Raw genomic sequence first — 17,519 nt, 5'->3', positions numbered from 1 at the left:
AATAATGATTTAAATATAAAGGCTTAGTATTGTTTTAATTTTAAAGGACACATTTACATTAAATGCACCGTTTTATTTATGCTTTTTGAATATTGACCGCAATTGCATTATCGTCGCGCATTTTCTTTTTAGCCATACGTTTTGTACGGTCGACAACATCGCCAGCGAGTTGCCCACAAGCTGCATCAATGTCATCACCACGTGTACGACGTACAATACAAGTTATGCCAGCTGCTTGAAGTACTTTAGAAAAGCGATCGATGCGGCTGTTGCTTGAACGTGTGTATTCATTACCTGGGAATGGGTTAAATGGGATAAGGTTCACTTTTGAAGGTGTGCCTTTTAAGGTTTTAACTAATTCGTGGGCTTGGTCGGTGCTGTCGTTCACACCATTTAGCATTACGTATTCGATAGTGACGTCTTTATTTGCTTTTGAACCATCGATGTAACGGCGACACGCGGCTAAAAACTCTTCTATTGGGTACTTTTTATTAATTGGAACAAGTACATCACGAAGTGCATTATCTGGTGCATGTAGTGAAATAGCTAACGCTACGTCAATTTTTTCTTTTAACAAATCAAGTGCAGGAACAACACCCGAAGTACTTAGTGTGACGCGACGCTTAGATAAACCAAAGCCCCAATCGTCCATCATTAATTCCATAGCCGGTACTACATTTTTAACGTTTAGCAGTGGCTCACCCATTCCCATCATCACTACATTGGTGACAGGGCGTTTTTCGCTGTTACCATCAAGGCCAATGTCTTTAGCTACACGCCATACTTGACCGATGATTTCAGATACTTTTAAATTACGGTTAAAACCTTGCTGTGCAGTAGAACAAAAAGTACATTCAAGGGCACAGCCTACTTGTGATGAAACACATAAAGTCGCGCGATCTTTTTCAGGGATCCACACTGCTTCTACTTCTTGCCCGCCATCGAGTACTAACGCGTACTTAATGGTACCGTCGCTTGCTTGTTGGCGTACTGAGATTTCTGGTGCAACGATTTCGCATTCGTTTTTAAGCTTTTCTTTAAGCTTTTTATTTACGTTGCTCATCTCGTCGAAGTTGTCTACACCAAAATGATAAATCCATTTCATCACCTGATCGCCACGAAATGGCTTTTCACCGAACGATACAAATAGCTCACGCATTGCATCTCGATTTAAATCTAATAAATTAATCTTTTTTTGTTCAGTGGTCATGAAACAACCTTAATCAGTGACGGTGGTGATAAAAATTTACGAGTATGAATTGTACATAATTCACACACTTTAATCATTAAGTAAAATATTAACGATAAGCAGAAATAGTTTACGTAATGATTAAAAAAGGGCTCGAAAGCCCTTTCTTACTTTGCATTACAGGATTAACTGTAAAACTCGAATTAACGAGTACGTGGGCAAAGTTCTTCGTCAGCGAAGAAGTACGCGATTTCGCGAGCAGCAGATTCAACAGCGTCAGAACCGTGAACAGCGTTTTCGTCGATGCTATCAGCGTAGTCTGCACGTAAAGTACCTGCTAGCGCTTCAGCTGGGTTAGTTGCACCCATGATTTCGCGGTTTTTAAGTACAGCGTTTTCGCCTTCAAGAACGGTAACCATTACTGGACCAGATGTCATGAAAGATACTAAAGCGCCAAAGAAAGGACGTTCGCTGTGCTCAGCGTAGAAACCTTCAGCTTTCTCTTGTGAAAGGTGAACCATTTTTGCTGCAACGATTTTAAGACCCGCAGTTTCGAAACGGTTGTAGATTGCGCCAACGTGGTTTTTAGCTACTGCATCAGGTTTTACGATTGAGAAAGTACGCTCTAAAGCCATCTTTATGCTCCAATAATTTAATTTAAAAAGTGTGAATATTAACGGCCGCGAATTATACGCGCTTTAGTTGAAAAATCCTAATGTTTATTAAAAAGCAGTTTCGTGGCATTCATATGAAAATGAATTAGTTTAGCTAAGTATGGTGTTATTATTTATGTTCAATAGGGCGCATAATGAGTTACTTTTTATAAAAACATTTCTAAAGAGGGGGCGTTCAGTATTTAATAGTGTGGTTGGGTGAGTATTATCTTTAAAGTACATTTAGAGTAATGAGAGGCTATGGATACTAAAATTTTAAAAAGCTTTGTCAGTGTTGCAAACCATAAAAGCTTTTCTTTGGCGGCTGACGAATTACATACGGTACAACCGGCGATCAGTCGACATATTTCTTCATTAGAAGCAGCGCTTGGCGTGACATTATTTCAACGTACTTCAAGAGAGGTTGTAATTACTCCTGCGGGTGTTCAACTTTTTAAAGATGCGACAGCTATATTGTCAATGATTGAACAAGCGACAACGCAAGTTAAGTTAGTCGATAGTGGCAAAGTGGGTACTTTAAAAGTGGCTTATTTTAGTTCGGCGTGTTTGTCGTTTATGTCGCATTTGATTAAAAGTTACAAACAACGCTTTCCTATGGTTAAAGTGTCACTATATGAAATGACTGCTTCGGAACAAATTGAAGCGTTTAAAAACGATGCCATAGATGTGGCATTTTCAAGGGTTTTGCCCAGTAATATTAAAGATCACTTTATTACAGAAGATATTTATACCGATAAACTGGTGGCAGTTGTACATGATAGCCACCCATTAGCTGGGTTTAATACAATTGATTTAGCGCAATTAAAAAATGAACCTATGATTATTTTTAATCGAAATGAGGCGTATGGATTATTTGATGAAACGATAATTCAATGTAATAACGCTGGTTTTTCGCCTCAGATCATCAGTCAACCACGCAATATGCAAACACTATTGACAGAGGTTGCCGCGGGCTTAGGGGTTGCGATAGCACCTTATTGTATAAGTAAGCTGTATAGTGAAGGATGCCATTATATTGCTTTAAACGATGTAAACACCCCCATTCCATTACAAATGCAATATAAGAAAAAACAGCATAGTGCGACATTGGCGACGTTTGTAGATTTAGTATTAAGTAATAAAGAAAATATTAGCCGTAATATGCTCTAGAAATGTGTTTTTGTAACCACATTGTTTTATTACCTGTAAATTAGGATGAATAATTAAAAATTTAATTTGCTATAGTTTTGGGTACTAAAGAGTGGTTATCATACCAATTGTTGATAATGAAAAGGAAATAATATGGCTAACCTATTTATCATGCCAGTAGGAGAGGTTGTTGAGTTTACTCGCGTTTATTTAGCGGCTTTTTATACTTTTGTTGCGGTATTTTATACTTTTCGCATTGTGAGTAAAAACCGGGTGATTTCAGGTGGTGTTGTATTTGAGGGGGAGAAATATTGCCAAAATTGGTGGAACCATCTTACATTTCGCTTTTTCAGAGTAGTAATTTGGCTGATATGTGTAGCGAGACTGTTTTATCCTGAGTTAGATCAATACTTAGGGCATTTAACAATAGGTAATAATGTGACGCTTTTAGCGTTAGGTAGTGTGTTACTGACTATCGGGTTTGCGTTGAGTATGTGGGTGCATTTTAATATGGCTACATTGTGGCGTTCGGGGATTGATCCTCAAGGGCCCGCACAGCTAAAAACCAATGGTTTATATCGTTATTCACGTAATCCTATGTTTATCGGTGTTGCCATAGCGCAATGGGGTTTTTTCTTAGCGATGCCAAGCGTATTTACTTTGGTTTGTTTGGTTATTGGTTTTGCCGCGCTTCGTAGTCAAATTAGCACAGAAGAAGCGCATTTATTACAACGTTTTCAATCTACTTATCTTCGATACCTACAGAGCGTTCCTCGGTGGCTTTAGAGGATAAGTAGCTAGTTAAAAACTCTTGCTTTGTTAGCGGCTTAGAGAAAATATAACCTTGTATAAAATCACAGTTTAAAGCGACTAACTTTTTGTACTGACCAAATGTCTCAACACCTTCAGCAACTACGCGTACGTTTAAACTGTGCGCCATTGTTATAATTGCGGTCACTAATGCTAAACTGCTGTCGCTGTATTCTAAATCATCGATAAATGATTTATCTATTTTTAAAATATCAATATGTAATCGCTGTAAATAAGCCAGTGATGAATAACCAACACCAAAGTCATCGATGGCAACATCAATATTAAGTTCGCTTAAGCGTTTTAAGTGCTTTTTAATGGCTGAATTAGGCGCCATTAACGTGTTTTCGGTTATTTCTATTAATATCGCATTTGCAGGTAGATTATGCTCATTGATGGCTTGTATCCATTTTTCGGCCCATTTACCGGCTTTATCTATTTCTAATGCGGAGGTATTAATACTAATTTGAACATTTTGCTCACCGGTTTGATAAAACTCGCTAATATCGGCAATTGCTTGCTGTTTTATCCATAAACCTATTTGCTTTATTAGCCCACTTTCTTCAGCGGTATCAATAAATTCATTAGGGCCTAATAAGCCTCGTGTTGGGTGATGCCAACGAATTAATGCTTCTGCTTTTTTTACAATGGTGCCACTAATATCAAAAATAGGTTGATAGTACAGTTCAAATTGTTGTGCTTCTAATGCAGCTCTGAGCTCGTCAATTAATAAACGGTTTTTAATCGCTTCTTGTTCCATTTCTAACGTGAAAAATTGAAAGCAATTTCTCCCTTTGCTTTTTGATAAATACATAGCTTGGTCGGCTCGTTTAACCAGCGCTTCAACGGTGTCTCCGTCGGCGGGATAAAATGCGATGCCGATACTGCCTGTAACAAATACTTTCTCATTTTTTAAATGGATTGGTTCGATAAGGCTATCTAATAATTTTTTACCTATTTCAGCCGCTCTTTCGGTATTTTCTATATCGTTTACGATTAAAGTAAATTCATCGCCACCTAAACGCGCAACTAAATCGTCTGCTCTAATACAATGACTAAAACGTTTTGCAACTTGGTATAATAATAAGTCACCAAAGTCATGGCCTAATGTGTCATTTATTTCTTTAAACCCATCTAGATCGACAAAGAATAATGCAAACTTCATATTAGGGGTACTGACTAAAGAATGAAGTTTTTCGTAAAAAAATCGTCGATTAGGGATGTCGGTTAAGCCATCATGGTAGGCATATTTATGAAGTTGCTCATTAGCCGTTTGAAGTTCATCAGTTCGTAATTTAACTTGTTTTTCAAGTGAGCTTTCACGCTGCTCTATTGTGTGTAACATACTATTAAAACAGGTTGTTAGTTCTCCGACTTCATCTTGTGAGGTTTTGTTTACACGTAAAGTGTAATCATTTGAGGACGTTACTTTTTTTGCTATTTCAGCTAAATACAAAATAGGGGTTAAAAAACGTCGTCTGAAAAACAATGATAAAAAGAAGCTTAATGCAAATGTCACCATTAACAAGCAAATAATAAATTTGATATAAAAACGGGCTTTATTTTCCAAAAAGCTATGATCAGCACGAATAATTAATTGCCCGAGTATTTGCCTATCTATTTCTAAGCGCATACTCACGATGGTATCTGAGCTTTTGGTTGAAATATTTTCTTTTTTACTTTTTGCTGTGATTGTCGGTTTAGTATTGTTTTGTGGGATCACACTAATTAAGACGATATCTGAACGTGATAAAATAGGGTTAATTTGCTCTTGCACTGCGGCCGAATCATCGAATAAAAGTGCGGTGATAATATTAGGGGCAAGCATATTTAACAACGATTGTAGACTTTCTTTTTGTTCTTGTTTGGCTGTGTTTAATTCATAGGCGGTAAACACACTGGTTATAATTAAAGAGGATGCAATAGCAACACTCATTAAAATAAAGAGCAATTTTTTTCTGATAGTGTTTAAAGCAAAAAGAGTTCTCATAAGGTTATTTATCCACTAATCTTGCTAAACGTAATACTTTTGAGCTCATTGTGAGGCCTGAATTTTTTAATCGCTCTGGAGATATTTCAAAACGTACTTTGCCGCCTGATAAGAAAAAACGTATATGCCCACCATTTTTAATAAAGTCTGTGTTTTCTCCAACTAACATCATATTTAGCGGCTCTTGATGCGCAGTTGTTTGCCAGTTTTCAAATGTATTATTTGTAATAAATAACATTTCACAGTCACTGAAGTTTGCCGTGTTGAGTGGGGTATGTTTACTTTTTAAAATATGAGAATGTACTGTTTTCCCTGCTACAACGGTGTTAGCAATATCGATAAAGTTTTTATCGGGGCTACACAGGGTGAAATACTCATCAGATGGGTTATGTGATTGCCACTGTCCAAAGCGTGCAAAGTTAAATAAAAACCCTGCTTTTAACGCATACTCTTTATTATTGGCAAAACAAGGTTGGCATAAACAAAGCAATACTAATATTAGTATTAACTTGCTTGTGTTATGCCAAAGAGAAATCATTAAAAATTCGCCGTAACTTTTACACTGATGTCATCATCACTGTAATTCGGAATCGCATACGTTTCATTACGATTGTTGTACTCAATGTGCTTACCAGCAAATATGTTTTTACCAGACAAAGCGGTAGACCAAATATTGTTGATTTGCCAATTCCAGGTAATATCTAAGGCTGTGTAATTATCACTTTGATATGCATTGCTATTTTCGTTTCTTAGCGTGGCAAATAAGGTATGGTTTTGCACAGGCGTATAATTTATTTTGGCAAATACCTGACGTGTGGTCGAGTCGACCCCGATAGCGGGTATCGTGTTTGGCGGTAAGTGATATTTAAAGAAAATGTAACTATAACCTAGCTCTGTACTGAGGTCTTTATTTGCCGAGTATGAAAATAACACCTCGTAGCCTTGTGTTGTAGTATCTGCAGTTGAGACTAAATCAAACGTAATATGTGTTGCACTTAAAAAATTAAAAGCGTCATCATAAAGCCCTTGTTGTAGCAAACCAATCAGGGGATCAAATTGCGTTAATTCGACTTCAGTATCAACAACACCCACATTACGACCAGTGGTGTGGTAAGTTGATATATCGACAGACCAAACAGGGGCTTTATATCGGTAACCTAATTCATAAGACGTGTACTTTTCAGAAACAATGCTGTCGTTGCCATTTAAGGTGGTGTTGAGGAAGAAGTTATCTATTTTTTCGATACCTGTTTTTGCACCTACTACGGTATAAAACTGAGCGCCAACTAGCTGTGCGTTATTATCATATTCTATCAATGATGGCGCACGAACACTTGTAGAGACGGCAGCCCAAATATTTTGGTTTTTACTCGGTTTTAATTTAACTCTAAGAAGCGGTTGGTTTTCCCACTGTGTTAAATCATTATACTCAAACTTGTTACCTAAAATAATTGATAGTTCGTCATTTAAGAAGTCAAATTGGCCTTGAACAAAAACGCCATATTGCTCTAGCTCGTTAATGTTGTTATCGGACGTAACAAAGCTGCTTTGTGCCAACGACATATCGTTATAGCGATAGTTTAACCCCCAATCAAATTGCATGGTTTGATAAACAAAGTTCATTTGGTAGTCAAAATCATAGGTGTTAAACTTTTCTTGTACAAAAGTATCTCGACCTTGTTGATTAACCCAAGATAATTGAAACATTTGGTTGGCTGAATTTGATATTCTATTATCTAAGCGTGCCATAATTCGGCTATCGTGGCGCTGTACTATTTCGGGTAGCTCTTTACTAATATTATTTTCATCAACTAAGTCTTGGTAGTTTTGACCAAATTCTGAATCTGAGTAATCGGCTTGAATGAGTGCCGACCAATTGTCATTCATAGAAAAATCAAGTCGAGTGCCTACAGCTTGTTGTTTAGTCTCATCAATAGGTGGAATAGTGGTAGTACTGCGCTCTGAGGCTGAAAGGTTTTTAACTGAGCCATAAACTCTATAACTCCCTAGGTTTTTAAATAAATCGCCGCCGTGCCGCAAATTTATAATTGAGTTAATTTTTTTACTGGTTGTGGCATCTAGGTAAGTCCCACGGCTGTCTAAACTGTTTTTGGTTATAATATTTATAACCCCATTATTGGCATTATTACCCCAGAGGATTCCTCCATGACCACGCATTACTTCGATGCGCTCTATATCATAAAGTGGGATGTTAAGCGCTTCCCAGTAAACCGTTGCAAATTTAGGGGTATATAAACTCTGGCCATCGACCATGACTAAAAGTTTACTTGAAAAACGAGAGGCTAAACCTCTGGTAGTAATGGCCCACTGGTTGTTATCAAGCTGGCGAACCACTAATCCAGGCACTAGCTTTAATACTTCGGGGATAGAGTCGGCATTGGCATAAGCAATTTGTTCTTTAGTTAACACATATATTGACGAGGCTGTATCAAATGCAGATTGAGATCTTCTCATTGCCGAAGTAGCTTGGACATCGGCGGCCATTAACGTATCTAAATCAAGCTCGATAGAGTCGAAAGATGCTTGGGCACTCACCATTGAGGTAAAAAGAGTACAGAAAAACAATATACATTTGTAATTACTCATCTGTGTCCTCTTTTTAAAGTTTACGTTAAAAATCAAAATAGCTCCCTTAAAATGATTTGTTTTTAAATACATCGAATGATAAAAAACAACAAACTTGGTACTTTTTTACTGTTATTTGTTCCTAAATTGTAATTTTAGCATATGTAAGCTTATTTTAAAGTATTTAATGCTATTTATGTTAAGTAAAATACTAACTCATAAAATGGTATGTAAGGGGTTAACTAGATTGAATTATCTTATTTTTATTGCCGATATAAAGCATAAATCCTCAATGGCGAATGTAGTTTTAAGTGCAGAACCCGTTTACTTATAATAACTAGCTATCACCGTTATTATGTACTTTTTAAGTGACTGCATTTAATAGATTTGATTTATTTTTGTTAAGTTATTACTTAATGCATATCTTATAGTTTCATTAATATGAATAGCCAAAGTTTATATGGAGCAGAACTTTCCTCTTATTATGTTTGTATTTTAATTTGAATTTATACATAGGTTGGTACTAAAGTGTTGATTTTTGTTTTTTTAACATTACCTTATCATTTCCGGTTCTTTAGGGTTAAATATGCTTAAGGGGCTACTTTTTTATTTAATAATTTCAATTTTTTTGAACAAAACTATTAGTTAACCGGTCTTCATTATTAGATACGGTATAGAAACCATAAAAAAAAGTAATTTTGATTGAAAAATAGTCGTAGTTATAGTCTTTTATGCTGTAATCCTATAAGATTACGCTTTCTATTTTATATCCAACTTTTAAATTGTAATTTGGCTTTTACTCAGGGTTTCTCCAGTTATTATGAAATTTTTTTCCTCAAAAAATATGGGCTTCACGCTTGTTGAGCTTTTAATTGTTATTGCTATTTTAGGTATATTGTACAGCGTAGTGGCGCCGAGTTACTCAGACTATATTATTAAAAGCCGTAGGGCCGATGTTCAGCAACAGTTATTACAATACAGTGCTATTTTAGAGCGACAATATACTCGTATGGGAGGTTACCCTGATGAGTATACATTTAGTACTTCGGATTATTATGATTTTAACTACACCAGTGATGCAACTTCGAATAGCTCCGATGGCACTAGCTTTTTGATTACGGCATCGCCAAAAGGCGCTCAAAAAAGTGATGAATGTGGTGCTTTAAAAGTTGATCAAACGGGTGAGAAAACAGCTAACTTAAGTAGTTGTTGGATTAATTAATGCGTGGATTTTCATTATTAGAGCTGCTTATTACTATTGTTGTTATTGGTATATTATCGGCAATTGCTGCGCCATCGTTTATCTCTTTTATAAAAAATGAGCGATTAACGACTAATGCGAATCAACTTTATAGCACTTTTAAAGTGGCGCGTAGCGAAGCGATAAAGCGTGAGCAAACCGTTTCGATTGTTGTGAATGATACAAAATGGCAAGCAAACACTTTAATCGATTCTCAAATGACAACTGTTGCCTCATTTGAGCCGACACATACAAGTATTTCTGTTGCATTAGAAGATATTACAATTAGCTCATCGGGTTATTTATTGACTAACTATGACTTTTTAATAACCGACAATGATGATTCAACCAGTGATATTCGGTTGTGTATTTTAATAAGTGGGCAAAGTTGGCTCAATGAGGATGGATTGTCTTGTTAACAAAGTTGCAGCATAAAGGTTTTACGTTAATTGAAATATTAGTTTCTTTGATAGTGGCATCAATTGCATTGCTTGGTTTAGCAGCAGGTCAATTAAAATCACTGCAATATGCAACCAATAGTTTTGATTATACAATGTCTGTTATTCAGGCAAATAATGCGATTGAACGTGTTTGGCCATATTTGTGTCAATTACAGCATAGTAACCCTTCTCTTTATGATGATGCGGCATTTCGAGCGAATTTAGCTCCACAAACTGATAAATATACTTTGGTATTACCTGATGATTTTTCTAATGATTTAACTATTCAAGTGAGTTGGGAAGATAAACGCTTGGATGACAATTTAGATAATGAAATTGCAATTACAGGCAGTTACCCTGCATTACCTTCGACATGCACACCATGAAAAACCATATTATAAAAGTACAACAAGGTTTTACGCTCATTGAATTAATGGTTGCATTAGTGGCAGGTATGTTTTTACTGGCTGGTGTTAGTGTTGCTTATTCATCTATTTCGAGTAGTAAAACAGCTGAAAAAGAAATAGAGAATGCGCTTGATGTTATCCGTTTTTCAAGCACTTTATTTAGTACCAGTTTAAAACAAACACCAAACGAGCCTACCATTATTGGTAATACGTTATCAGTTAGGCAAGAAGCGAGTGCGCAAGCGTGTACAGGACAAGTTAAAACCAGTGACTTTACTGAAATATATAGCGTGCAAGATGAATTTTTATATTGTGATTGTGGTGAGGGACCAGTAAAACTACTTAAGGGAGTTCAATCGATTAGTTATTCTTTAAATAATAATGTGGTGAGCGTGTCGTTATCTATTGATAACATTGCAAGCCCTTTAAACGGGGTTGTTGGTATAGATATTGCTTTAACTCGCATTATTATGAATGAGGCATTTGGATCTTAATGAAATCAAAAGCAGGTTATACCTTAATTACCGTATTATTACTGACGTCGGTGGCATCGATTGTGGTATTGAGCTCCCTACACGATACGGTATTACAAGAACGATTAAGTGGTAACTTTCAAAAAAAACTTAATGCTCGTTTAATGTCTGAAAAAGGGGTTTATGACAGCATGGCCGCTTTGCTTCAAACGATAGAAGATCAACCTACTATTTCTATTGAAGATTTAATGAATGAAAACAGTGAAATGTCTGCAAGTGGTGAGCTAGATAATATGCACTATTCAGCGATGATGGATGTCAATAGCGACGGTGACATCGTTGTATCGAGTACCGGTGAGCGTTATGAAGGTGAAGTAACGCTGCAAGCGGTATTTGAATTAGTCACCCTTACCTCTGGAACAGAGAGCACCGTAGAGTCGGTTTTTGATAAAGCGATTACAGGGTGTGCCAGTGTTGCTGTAACACAAGGTACATCTATTGATAGTTTTGATTCAAGCTTAGGTGAGTATGGCGCGACGTTATCTGACGGCAGTAGTAATATTTCTCAAGAGGCGTTTGTTTACACGTTAGATGATGACAGTGAAATTGTTTTAAGCGGATCGGGTAATATAAATGGGGATGTTATCTCCTCAGATGCTCTAACGCTCAGTGGTAGCGCTTATATATCGGGCAATGTTCATTCCAATGGTGATTTAGTCTTATCTGGTAATAGTATTGTTGGTGGAAACGCAACGAGTTTTAAGAGTTTTACTCAAAGTAGCGGTGAGGTAAAGGGAAGTATTTCGGCTAATGATTTTATTACGATAAAACAAGTACCTGTAGGTGGTTCATTAACCTCTCAAGGTGATATTTCTGTTACTGGGAACACAATACAAGGCGCGATACTCTCTGGCTCTGATGTTTATTTATCGCAAACTACAATTAATGGTGGAGTGCAGGCTGCGGGTAATTATCAACAAACGGGCGGTACTGTTTATAATGGGGTAAGGGTGACAGGTAATGTGGCTTTAAATCAGTGGGGAAGTAACATTAATGGAGATGATTTACGCTATTCTGGTAGCGGTAGTTTTCAAGGTGATCACCCTGAATATTATTCCGCACCTTATAAATCGTCAACAACGGTTAACGTAGATGATGTTCCAGCAGTTGAGCTAATTACCGATGAAAGTGAAAGCGGTTTTTCAACCTGTGACAGTTTAGCTATTGATGACGAAGTGTCTGCTGCGAATAATAGTGCTATTGCTTCACAAAGCTTAACAATAAGTAATAATGGGAATAACGATTATTTTCAATTTGAAAATACTAAAGCAGCATACCTTGAAAATAATAGCAGAACACCTGATACGCAAGTTACGCCAAACGCAGCCAGCTTTTTAGATACAAGTACCGATATTTATTATTTTGATGATGTTAGCATCACAGGAAATGTCACGGTTAAAGAAGGGCACAATGTTGTTTTACTCATTAGGGGGGACTTTTCGATGTCGGGGGCTGCATCATTAACGATTCCTGAAGAATCGAGTATGACTGTCCTTATAACAGGCCAGTTTGAAATTTCAGGAGGGGCACAAGTCTATACGCCTGTAAATGGTATTACTTCACAAGGCCAACCTGTTTTTAGTATATATAGTAGCTATACTGGTACAACCGCTTGGGATCCAGGGATTTATTTAGGTGGGGGTAGTGATGAAATTTACGCAGCTATTTATGCACCTTACACCAATGTTGAAATTGCTTCTCATTTTAGCTTTATGGGATCAATTTTGGCAGACACGGTTAATGTCTCAGGATCAGGTGATATACATTATGATACCGCGTTAAGCGAAGCAAGCTTTGCAGGCAGTGCGGGAAGTTCAAGCTCAAGTACCAGTACCAGCTCAACAACAACGCAGTTAGTGTTTAAAGAATGGCAATATGTATACGATCAAACAGATAGTAATAATTGATAGCCATGTAAAATTATTTTTCTTTTAGAGCATATTTAATCGATATTTTATTCTATGATTAGAAAGTTTAATATCATTTATCTCTAAAGGAGTTGATGTCAACAAACGGATTTAGTTGCTAATAATAACTTATGAATACATATTCAGACTTAACTGAACGTAAAGTAATAATAAAACTTTTTGCATTAATTGCATGCTTAACTACTGGCTTTATGGCTATTGTGTCATTTTTTGGTGGCCTTAAAGTGCTCGCCATTATTTTAATCGTGAGCGCAATTGGGTTTTTCACTGCATTTTACATAACGAGCTTTGTAAATAAGCGTATTTTATTTAGCTCAACTATTGTTTTATATAATATATTTCTTTTAATGCTGTATTTGGTTATTACCGGTGGGAGCAAAGGAACGGGGATATTTTGGATATATTTAGTACCACAAGTTACGTTTTTTATCAGGGGTTTTAAACGTGGTATTTTAGATATTATGCTTTTTGGCATAGCTGTTATTGCTTCATTTTATGCAGTATATATATTTGACCTTAAAAGCTACGGTAATCGAGGGGAAATATTACATTTCGCATCTCGTATTATGTTTTCTTTTGTTATTGTAAGCAGTTTAAGTGGCTTATATGAGTTTTTTAGAGAAAGTTATAGTAAAAAATTAATTGGATTAGCGAAACACAATAAACTACTAGCAGTAACTGATCCCTTAACTAAGTTACCTAACAGACGCCATGCAATCGATACTATGCACGACTTTAAAAAAACTCAAAGTGATAGTGTGTTTTCAATTGTGTTGGTTGATGTTGATGATTTTAAAAATATAAACGATAAATATGGTCATCTCGTTGGTGACGAAGTACTAATTAGTTTAGCCGATATTTTAACTTATGAATTAGACAATACTGACTTAGTCTCTCGTTGGGGAGGAGAAGAATTTTTATTCGTACTTCCACATAAAAATAAAGAGCAGGCTGTACAGGCAACTCAAAAAATTCACCAAGCATTGGCTAAATCCCCCATTCAAACACACGAAGGTATCGTTTATATAACGGTAAGTATGGGGGTTAAAGAAGTGCTTGGCTCTCATTTATCAATTGATGATGATGTAAAACAAGCCGATGATTTATTATATAAAGCGAAACGTTTAGGTAAAAACAGAACGTGCGCATAAAGTCGATGCAATAGTGTTTTAAGTAGGAACAATTAAATACTAAAGGTTGCAATAACAGCCATTTACGTCGTTAATCATTAAATTTGAAGAAAAACCCATATTATAATTATTTAACACAGTTTCTATATAGCCATTTGATTCAGTGCAAGCAAGCCCAGCAGAATAAGGGCCAAAATATAATAATTCGCTCATTTCATCTAACATTAAAATAGCGGGTGTTGAGGGAATAATCGAATTAAGTTTTTCTGGCAAGGTTATATTTACAATAGCAAAGCCCGCTTTTAATGCTGTTTCGTTAATACTTTTTTTATGCTCTTCACTAAACTGTGTGCAACTACAGTTTTCGCTGGTTATATGGATAATAACTTTTTTAAATTGCGTATTTTTAAACTCGCTAAGTAAACTAATTTCATTTAATAATGCCGTAGAATTTTTAGCCGTAAGTAGTTTATTAGGATCAAAAGGCTGCAACCGATCGCTGATAAAGTATGCCGCTGCAATTCCCATCATCATAAGCCATAAACTAAATATAATATAATGCTGTTTTTTCGCTGTATTATTTGAAGCAGGCAATACTAGCCTCTAATAATTTTACTTCTGCCGATATATTATTTGCCTCTTGTGCTACCAACGCAACCTTTTCTACATCACTTTTTCCTAAAGAAATCATGCGTTCGGTACTTCTTGCGATTTCATTGGTTGTAATTGATTGTTGCTCAATTGCAGAAGCAAGTGAGTGTGATATATCACTTGATAATAACACTAATTCAGAGGCATGATTTAATTCAACTTTTACCTTTTTAGAAGCTTCTGCCACTAACTGCACCGCTTCAAGACACTGTGACATAGAGACCGTAGAAGCGCTTGAATAAGACACTAAGTTATTTAACGTACCTTCTATTTTGTCGGTGCTTTCTTTTGTTCGATTTGCTAATGCACGTACTTCATCGGCAACAACGGCAAATCCACGTCCTTGGTCTCCGGCCCTAGCCGCTTCAATCGCTGCATTTAATGCAAGTAAGTTTGTTTGATCTGCGATACTGGTTATTTCAGATAATACATTAATAATGATATCACTGGAGTTTGCTAATGCTGATATTTCTTCACTGGTTTTATTTAATTTACTTGTCAGTTCACTGTTTTTGTTATGTATTTCTTCTACAAACTCATTGGCTTGCTGTGTCGCTGCATTAGCTTCTTTAACCTGGTCGCTCAAGTCATTACTGTCTTTAGCAATAGAGGTAATGGTAAGCGACATTTCTTCTACGGATGATGCGATTGTTTCTGTTTCTATTTGTCGATTTGTGGCAGAAACCTCTAAGTCAGATTTTGCAGCAATAAGATTATTCGAATTGACAATAAAATCATTAATTTGGTGTTTAACTTCTGACACTACATTATCAAGTATATTTAGGAGGGTATTAAACCCTTGTAACACTTGGTTGCCGTTAGTGGTCGTTTGTATTTTTAAATCAAGAGCGTCCTCATTTTTAGTGAGCTCCTGGGTAACAAATGCAAGCTCTTTACCTACTTGGTTATCGTCATATAATGTCTTGGCAATAAAAGCTGCAACAACCCCTTCTACAATGGCATACACACCATGCACTAAAACAATCGAAAAGGTAAGCCTATCGCCATCAAAAATATGAACATTTAAACCGCCTGTTTGCATAAAATAAAAAGAAAAATGATGTACAGCAATTACTGCAACGGCAGAAATAAAAACCTTCCAATCTTTAAAAATAATCAGCGTGGCCATGAGTATAAAAATTTCAAAGTGTACTTCAATAGCCCCGTTTAGCTGATGTATATGAAGGGCTGAGAAAATCATGGCTGCTGTAGCCGCACAATGTTTTGTAAGTGTAGCGTTAGGAATACTATTAAACAGCCATAATGGAACTAATAATGTTGGGAGACCGACGATAAATGCCTCAATATAGGTATCATAAACAAATGCCATTACAATTGATTCAACAAAGAGCAGTGTTAAAATACTTGCAAATACTTTGTTTGTTTTATTCATGATTAGTTCCTAATTCAAATTTTATTCGTCAATGACAATCAGGGGTCTTTATACGCACATTTTATAAAAATAGCTCAATAATTTTAGAATAATTAGAACTTAACTAATATTACCTATAATATTAAAGCTTTTAAAATACGATTTATTTAAATCACTATAGACCAGTATAAGTTAAAATATAGGAAATGGGAGAGTAATGTGAATGGGTTAAACGCAATTGAACATTTAACTATTTTGTTAGTAGAGCCTTCTGAGGTACAACAAAAATTAATTATAAAAGCCTTAAATGTCATGGGTGTATCTAAAATTGAAACAGCTATCACTATGCAGGCGGCTTTTGAAAAAGTAGTTCAATATGCTCCCGATCTGGTTATTAGTTCTATGTATTTATCAGATGGAACCGCAGATGATTTACTGCAAAAAATAAGAGGGAATGAAGCCACCGAAAATCAACCTTTTATGCTTATCTCTAGTGAACGCAATAAAAAATACTTAGAGCAATTAAGGCAGTCGGGTGTGCTGGCTATTTTACCTAAACCTTTTACCGCAGAAGCGATAACTCGGGCTCTTAAGGCGACTCTTGATCTGATTAGTGAAGAAGAAGTTGAGCTGGATCATTTTGATGTAACTTTACTCAGGGTATTAGTTGTTGATGATAGCCGATTTGCTCGTAAGCATATTATACGAGTGCTCGCAGGCATGGGAATACCTGAGCCCGTAGAGGCCGAAAACGGGAAAGAAGCGATTGCACACTTAGATGAGCAATCGTTTGATTTAATTGTAACGGATTATAATATGCCCGAAATGGATGGTCGAGAATTAACAGAAACAGTCAGAAAATCAAATGCTTACTCTCACATTCCTATTTTAATGGTGAGTTCTGAGGCAAACGACACTCACTTAGCAAATATAGCTCAAGCCGGAGTCGATGCAATTTGTGATAAACCGTTTGAGCCTGCCACGGTAAGAGATTTACTGTATAAAATAATGTCTTGAAAAGATCGCAAGAGCTAAGGTAAAAATTACTTTTTTGCCTTAGCTATATACTTCAAAAATAAACTTTAAAAACTAGCCTATGAATTGAGTTTATTGTCGCTGTTAAGTTTGTTCAGATTTTTTATCTGACATTAAAACAAATGCCGATACAACAACAAAGAACGCAACCACCATACCAATAAGCTTATAGGCCTCAGCAAAGCCTATTGCATCGTACATAACACCAGTAAATACCACCAAATTAGCTAGACACCCATCCTAAATTTTGTAGTTTAGCAAACTAAGTACTAGGCTTTTATTAGTTTTGAAAAAAGCAGAGTGTCTTATGGCTATCGCAAGGAAACGTCAGGTAAGTTTGGTTGATACAAAACACCAAATTAGCTAGACACCCATCCTAAATTTTGTAGTTTAGCAAACTAAGTAC

At 36.1% G+C, this 17,519-nt stretch carries 17 protein-coding genes; 9 read left to right on the top strand and 8 right to left on the bottom strand.

The window, feature by feature from the left end; genetic code table 11:
- Positions 1-76: 76 nt before the first annotated feature.
- Positions 77-1,210, bottom strand: a complete 1,134-nt coding sequence (locus J8L70_RS09795; RefSeq protein ID WP_211055393.1) for a bifunctional tRNA (adenosine(37)-C2)-methyltransferase TrmG/ribosomal RNA large subunit methyltransferase RlmN — start codon at positions 1,208-1,210, stop codon at positions 77-79.
- Positions 1,211-1,392: 182 nt separating this feature from the next.
- The gene (gene ndk / locus J8L70_RS09790) at positions 1,393-1,824 is read right to left on the bottom strand and encodes a nucleoside-diphosphate kinase (protein WP_211055392.1); all 432 of its coding nucleotides are present in this window, start codon (positions 1,822-1,824) and stop codon (positions 1,393-1,395) included.
- Positions 1,825-2,103: 279 nt separating this feature from the next.
- Here ndk and J8L70_RS09785 point away from each other — a divergent pair, with 279 nt between their 5' ends.
- A complete protein-coding gene (locus J8L70_RS09785) occupies positions 2,104-3,012 on the top strand; it encodes a LysR family transcriptional regulator (RefSeq protein ID WP_211055391.1) in 909 nt (302 codons plus the stop codon).
- Positions 3,013-3,144: 132 nt separating this feature from the next.
- The gene (locus tag J8L70_RS09780) at positions 3,145-3,777 is read left to right on the top strand and encodes an isoprenylcysteine carboxylmethyltransferase family protein (RefSeq protein ID WP_247664770.1); all 633 of its coding nucleotides are present in this window, start codon (positions 3,145-3,147) and stop codon (positions 3,775-3,777) included.
- On the opposite strand, the gene J8L70_RS09775 is transcribed toward J8L70_RS09780, so the two are convergent.
- From J8L70_RS09775 to J8L70_RS09765, 3 genes are read right to left on the bottom strand one after another with little or no spacing between them, the layout of a single operon-like run.
- Positions 3,734-5,791 carry an EAL domain-containing protein gene (locus tag J8L70_RS09775; RefSeq protein ID WP_211055390.1) on the bottom strand — a complete coding sequence of 686 codons (2,058 nt, stop codon included), beginning with the start codon at positions 5,789-5,791 and terminating at the stop codon, positions 3,734-3,736. The genes J8L70_RS09780 and J8L70_RS09775 overlap by 44 nt on opposite strands.
- A 4-nt stretch (positions 5,792-5,795) precedes the next feature.
- Positions 5,796-6,329, bottom strand: a complete 534-nt coding sequence (locus tag J8L70_RS09770; protein WP_211055389.1) for a YfiR family protein — start codon at positions 6,327-6,329, stop codon at positions 5,796-5,798.
- Positions 6,329-8,398 (bottom strand): TonB-dependent receptor, encoded by a 2,070-nt coding sequence (locus J8L70_RS09765; protein ID WP_211055388.1) that lies wholly within the window; start codon positions 8,396-8,398, stop codon positions 6,329-6,331. Before J8L70_RS09765 ends, J8L70_RS09770 begins: the two co-directional genes overlap by 1 nt.
- 799 nt (positions 8,399-9,197) lie before the next feature.
- On the opposite strand from J8L70_RS09765, the gene J8L70_RS09760 reads away from it, so the two are divergent.
- From J8L70_RS09760 to J8L70_RS09735, 6 genes are all read left to right on the top strand, one after another.
- Positions 9,198-9,599 (top strand): type IV pilin protein, encoded by a 402-nt coding sequence (locus J8L70_RS09760; protein WP_247664769.1) that lies wholly within the window; start codon positions 9,198-9,200, stop codon positions 9,597-9,599.
- Positions 9,599-10,036 carry a GspH/FimT family pseudopilin gene (locus tag J8L70_RS09755; protein ID WP_211055387.1) on the top strand — a complete coding sequence of 146 codons (438 nt, stop codon included), beginning with the start codon at positions 9,599-9,601 and terminating at the stop codon, positions 10,034-10,036. The genes J8L70_RS09760 and J8L70_RS09755 overlap by 1 nt, the downstream gene beginning before the upstream one ends.
- The gene (locus J8L70_RS09750; RefSeq protein WP_247664768.1) at positions 10,030-10,443 is read left to right on the top strand and encodes a prepilin-type N-terminal cleavage/methylation domain-containing protein; all 414 of its coding nucleotides are present in this window, start codon (positions 10,030-10,032) and stop codon (positions 10,441-10,443) included. The genes J8L70_RS09755 and J8L70_RS09750 overlap by 7 nt, the downstream gene beginning before the upstream one ends.
- Complete coding sequence (locus J8L70_RS09745) at positions 10,440-10,958, top strand: prepilin-type N-terminal cleavage/methylation domain-containing protein (protein ID WP_211055386.1); 519 nt, start codon at positions 10,440-10,442, stop codon at positions 10,956-10,958. Before J8L70_RS09750 ends, J8L70_RS09745 begins: the two co-directional genes overlap by 4 nt.
- Complete coding sequence (locus J8L70_RS09740) at positions 10,958-12,904, top strand: hypothetical protein (protein WP_211055385.1); 1,947 nt, start codon at positions 10,958-10,960, stop codon at positions 12,902-12,904. The genes J8L70_RS09745 and J8L70_RS09740 overlap by 1 nt, the downstream gene beginning before the upstream one ends.
- A gap of 131 nt (positions 12,905-13,035) precedes the next feature.
- Positions 13,036-14,076, top strand: a complete 1,041-nt coding sequence (locus tag J8L70_RS09735) for a GGDEF domain-containing protein (protein WP_211055384.1) — start codon at positions 13,036-13,038, stop codon at positions 14,074-14,076.
- 39 nt (positions 14,077-14,115) lie between these two features.
- Here the strand turns inward: J8L70_RS09735 and J8L70_RS09730 are convergent, their stop codons facing one another.
- Entirely contained in the window at positions 14,116-14,649 is a 534-nt protein-coding gene (locus tag J8L70_RS09730) for a DUF6436 domain-containing protein (protein ID WP_211055383.1), read from the bottom strand.
- Entirely contained in the window at positions 14,633-16,099 is a 1,467-nt protein-coding gene (locus J8L70_RS09725; protein ID WP_211055382.1) for a methyl-accepting chemotaxis protein, read from the bottom strand. Before J8L70_RS09725 ends, J8L70_RS09730 begins: the two co-directional genes overlap by 17 nt.
- A gap of 198 nt (positions 16,100-16,297) precedes the next feature.
- Between J8L70_RS09725 and J8L70_RS09720 the strand changes: the two genes are divergently transcribed.
- The gene (locus J8L70_RS09720; RefSeq protein ID WP_211055381.1) at positions 16,298-17,095 is read left to right on the top strand and encodes a response regulator; all 798 of its coding nucleotides are present in this window, start codon (positions 16,298-16,300) and stop codon (positions 17,093-17,095) included.
- Between the two features lie 102 nt (positions 17,096-17,197).
- On the opposite strand, the gene J8L70_RS09715 is transcribed toward J8L70_RS09720, so the two are convergent.
- The gene (locus J8L70_RS09715) at positions 17,198-17,332 is read right to left on the bottom strand and encodes an MFS transporter (protein ID WP_348772153.1); all 135 of its coding nucleotides are present in this window, start codon (positions 17,330-17,332) and stop codon (positions 17,198-17,200) included.
- Positions 17,333-17,519: the final 187 nt, after the last annotated feature.

This window comes from Pseudoalteromonas sp. MMG010 (genome assembly GCF_018100905.1).
In the GTDB taxonomy this organism is placed as follows: Bacteria; Pseudomonadota; Gammaproteobacteria; order Enterobacterales; family Alteromonadaceae; genus Pseudoalteromonas.
Note: the sequence above shows the minus strand (reverse complement) of the source record. Positions and strands in the feature narration are given on the sequence as shown.

What these genes read in the sequence shown, in the direction of transcription:
- J8L70_RS09735 (WP_211055384.1), top strand. Translation starts at nt 13,036, where the DNA reads ATGAATACATATTCAGACTTAACTGAACGTAAAGTAATAATAAAACTT.
- J8L70_RS09740 (WP_211055385.1), top strand. Translation starts at nt 10,958, where the DNA reads ATGAAATCAAAAGCAGGTTATACCTTAATTACCGTATTATTACTGACG.
- J8L70_RS09785 (WP_211055391.1), top strand. Translation starts at nt 2,104, where the DNA reads ATGGATACTAAAATTTTAAAAAGCTTTGTCAGTGTTGCAAACCATAAA.
- J8L70_RS09780 (WP_247664770.1), top strand. Translation starts at nt 3,145, where the DNA reads ATGGCTAACCTATTTATCATGCCAGTAGGAGAGGTTGTTGAGTTTACT.
- J8L70_RS09770 (WP_211055389.1), bottom strand. Translation starts at nt 6,329, where the DNA reads ATGATTTCTCTTTGGCATAACACAAGCAAGTTAATACTAATATTAGTA.
- J8L70_RS09745 (WP_211055386.1), top strand. Translation starts at nt 10,440, where the DNA reads ATGAAAAACCATATTATAAAAGTACAACAAGGTTTTACGCTCATTGAA.
- J8L70_RS09755 (WP_211055387.1), top strand. Translation starts at nt 9,599, where the DNA reads ATGCGTGGATTTTCATTATTAGAGCTGCTTATTACTATTGTTGTTATT.
- J8L70_RS09775 (WP_211055390.1), bottom strand. Translation starts at nt 5,791, where the DNA reads ATGAGAACTCTTTTTGCTTTAAACACTATCAGAAAAAAATTGCTCTTT.
- ndk (WP_211055392.1), bottom strand. Translation starts at nt 1,824, where the DNA reads ATGGCTTTAGAGCGTACTTTCTCAATCGTAAAACCTGATGCAGTAGCT.
- J8L70_RS09725 (WP_211055382.1), bottom strand. Translation starts at nt 16,099, where the DNA reads ATGAATAAAACAAACAAAGTATTTGCAAGTATTTTAACACTGCTCTTT.
- J8L70_RS09765 (WP_211055388.1), bottom strand. Translation starts at nt 8,398, where the DNA reads ATGAGTAATTACAAATGTATATTGTTTTTCTGTACTCTTTTTACCTCA.
- J8L70_RS09760 (WP_247664769.1), top strand. Translation starts at nt 9,198, where the DNA reads ATGAAATTTTTTTCCTCAAAAAATATGGGCTTCACGCTTGTTGAGCTT.
- J8L70_RS09795 (WP_211055393.1), bottom strand. Translation starts at nt 1,210, where the DNA reads ATGACCACTGAACAAAAAAAGATTAATTTATTAGATTTAAATCGAGAT.